Here is a 3,125-nt window from a genome sequence, read left to right as displayed (position 1 = left end):
GCCGATCATCGGCGCCGTCCGGCGCCGACGACGGCTGGGAGGAATCATCAACGAGTACCATCGGGCCGCCTGAACCGATCTTTGAAGTCCCAGGTCAGCCGCCGAAATTAAGTTTTGGCACCTTACAGGCGCCGAGCAGCGCGGCGCCGATCACGTCAAGGCCGTAGCCGCGGTGTGGCAGCAGTCCGGCCGCCAGCACGACGTGGGTGCCTTGGCAGGAGCGGCAGCGTACCCGGTCCGGGCGCACCTGCCGTACCTGGTCCAGACCGCGGACGGTGCGGTTCCTGGCATGGCCCCACGCCCGCAGCGTCCCGCCGCACGGGCAGCGCAGTACCCCGGCAGTCAGCGCCCGCCGGGCCGCGGGGTGCCGGCAAGAAACGTGTCACCAGCCGCAAACGGCGTTGAGCTTGCGGGTGCACCTGGCCGGTACGGTTCGGGGCTGCGCTGGATCGGTGCGGCGGGCAATGATGTCCGGCCGTGGCCCAATCTCCGCGGCGGTGCTGCTCGTGAGCCAGGTCCGGCGGCTGATCCGGGGCGACGCGCCGTTACGGTCACAGATTGCCGCGGCTTTCCTGCTCGCGTTCGATGGCCTCGAACAGGGCCTTGAAGTTGCCCTTCCCGAAGCCTGCCGAGCCGTGCCGCTCGATCAGCTCGAAGAACACCGTCGGGCGGTCCTGGACCGGCTTGGTGAAGATCTGCAGCAGGTAGCCGTCCTCGTCCCGGTCGACCAGGATCCGGCGCCGGCGCAGATCCTCGATCGGAACCCGGACGTCGCCGACGCGCGCGCGAAGCTCCGCGTCGTAGTACGAGTCGGGGGTGTCGAGGAACTCGACGCCGGCCGCCGTCATCGCGTCGACGCTCGCGACGATGTCGGGCGTCGCCAGCGCCACGTGCTGCACCCCGGGCCCGCCGTAGAACTGCAGGTACTCGTCGATCTGCGAGCGCTTGCGGGACACGGCCGGCTCGTTGAGCGGGAACTTCACCCGGCGCGTACCGTCGGCGACGACCTTGCTCATCAGCGCCGAGTACTCGGTGGCGATGTCGTCGCCGACGAACTCGGCCATGTTGGTGAAGCCCATGACGCAGCGGTAGAACTCGACCCACTCGTCCATCGCGCCGAGCTCCACGTTGCCGACCACGTGGTCGACGGCCAGGAAGAACTCGCCGGCGGCCGGTGCCTTCAGCGGCGCGCACGCGACGAAGCCCGGCAGGAACGGTCCGGTGTACCGGGAACGGTCGATCAAGGTGTGCCGGGTGTCGCCGTATGCGGCGATCGTGGCCGTGCGCACCGTACCGTGCTCGTCGGTGAGGTCGTGCGGCTCGGCGACCGCCGTGGCACCCCGTTGCGTGGCGTACCAGAAGGCGGCGTCCACGTCCGTCACCTCGATCGCGACGTCCTGGATGCCGTCGCCGTGCTTCGCGTGGTGAGCCGCCCCGTCTGCCTCGGCGTGCACCGCGCCGGCGAGGACGAACCGGGCCGTGCCGCTGACCATCACGTATTCGGCGTAGTCACGGTACCCCTGATGCGGGCCGCGCATCGCGACGCAAGTCATGCCGAACGCGGTGCGGTAGTAGTGGGCCGCCTGTACCGCGTTGCCGACGACGAACCGGAGGTGGTCGAGGCCCTCGACCGGGAAGGGATCGTCGGCGGCGCGCTCGACGGCGCCGATGAGGTCGGCGACCGTACGATCGGCGGCGGCGACCACCGGCGTGGCTTCCGGCTTTGTTGCGGCCGGGGCCTCCAGCGTTGTCGCGGCTGGCGGGGCCTGCGTCACCGTCACGGCCGTCGCGGCCTCCGGCGCTCCCGAGGCCTGGGCCTGGGCTCGGGCTCGGCTCGCGAGCCACAGACGGTGGCCGAACAGTGCCGCGTAAGCGGCCAGGACGACGCTCAGCACGGCGATCGACGTGCCGCCGGCCCCGCGCCGGGCGGCGTCGAGGACCATGCCCAGCATCGCCGCCGCGACGATGAGCGACACGTGGTTGGACGCCCAGAACACCACCGGCGTCATCCGGCGCGGGTCGAGATCGCGCATGGCGCCGCCGCGCAGCTGCACGGCGAGCCACCAGGACAGCGGCGCGGTCGCCGTCATCAGCGCCCAGACCAGCCACGGCACCCAGCCGGCCAGCGCGAAGGCGGTCAGGGCCAGGTAAGCGACGGGCTGCGCGCCGACGATCACGGTCACCGCGCGGCGGTAGCCAAGGATCACCGGCAAGGTGCGCTTGCCGACCAGTTCGTCGGACTGCCGGTCGCCGAGGTTCATCACCATCATCCGGGCCGCCTGCAGCAGCGCGGTCGGGGCCAGCACGGCCAGCAGGAGCGTTGGTACCCGCCCGGTCTGCAGCACCACCGCGACCGCGGGCCACAGGCCGTTGAGGATCGCAGCGACCGTGGACTCCCCCGCCGCCCGGTAGTTAAGCCGCAGTGGCGGCGCCGTGTAGAACCAGGCCAGCACGACGGCACCGGTCGCGAGCAGTCGCGTGGGCCAGGTCGGCATGACCGCCACCATCACGATCGACGCGCTCAACAGCACGAACGCGGTACCGAGCGCCACCAGCGGTGGCACGAGCCCGTCGACCAAGGCCCGGCTGCCGCCGGTCCAAGGCGTGAAGTAGACGTTCGCCCGGTCGGCCTCCAGGTCGAAGTACTCGTTGCAGTAGTGGGTGGTGACGTGGACGGTCCAGGCGAACACCTGGGCGAGCAAGTACCACTTTACGTCTATCGCATGCCCCTGGTGCACCGCCACGGCCACCCCGAGGCCGACCGGCAGGACGTTGTACAGCAGGAAGCGCAGGCGGGCCAGGCGCACGAAGCCGCGCACGTTGACGCGCGGAGCGATAAATCCGGTCGGTGCGGTGGTCAGGCGGTTTCCCGGTACAACAGTCATCGGGACCATCTCTTCGTAGGCGGACGGTTGCCTGGACCGTACGCCACCGTCGAGGGCCAGCGCTGTCGGCGACGTCACTGTTTCACATTTAACATTATCGAGATAATTGCGTTAGAGCGACCGGCAATAGGTGTCATCTGAGTCTGCGAGTGGTGGGTCGGGCGTCCCAGCGGTAGAGGGTTCGGGCTCGAGTGATGAGCTGACGGATGGTGACGATGGCGGCGGCCAGGTACAGATAGA

The 3,125-nt window shown here is 69.8% G+C and carries 2 protein-coding genes and 2 pseudogenes; all 4 read right to left on the bottom strand.

Annotated elements, in window-relative coordinates:
• Nucleotides 1-94 precede the first annotated feature (94 nt).
• The gene (locus tag ABGB16_RS33320) at nucleotides 95-331 is read right to left on the bottom strand and encodes a DUF6431 domain-containing protein (RefSeq protein WP_347672029.1); all 237 of its coding nucleotides are present in this window, start codon (nucleotides 329-331) and stop codon (nucleotides 95-97) included.
• Nucleotides 332-551: 220 nt separating this feature from the next.
• A complete protein-coding gene (gene hppD / locus ABGB16_RS33315; RefSeq protein ID WP_347672028.1) occupies nucleotides 552-1,706 on the bottom strand; it encodes a 4-hydroxyphenylpyruvate dioxygenase in 1,155 nt (384 codons plus the stop codon).
• A 351-nt stretch (nucleotides 1,707-2,057) separates the two neighbouring features.
• Nucleotides 2,058-2,885: pseudogene (locus ABGB16_RS33310) on the bottom strand (prenyltransferase); the annotation flags it as partial.
• Between the two features lie 133 nt (nucleotides 2,886-3,018).
• Nucleotides 3,019-3,125, bottom strand: a pseudogene (locus ABGB16_RS33305) (IS5/IS1182 family transposase); the annotation flags it as partial.

It is taken from the genome of Micromonospora sp. B11E3 (assembly GCF_039871625.1).
Lineage (GTDB): Bacteria > Actinomycetota > Actinomycetes > Mycobacteriales > Micromonosporaceae > Micromonospora.
Note: the sequence above shows the minus strand (reverse complement) of the source record. Positions and strands in the feature narration are given on the sequence as shown.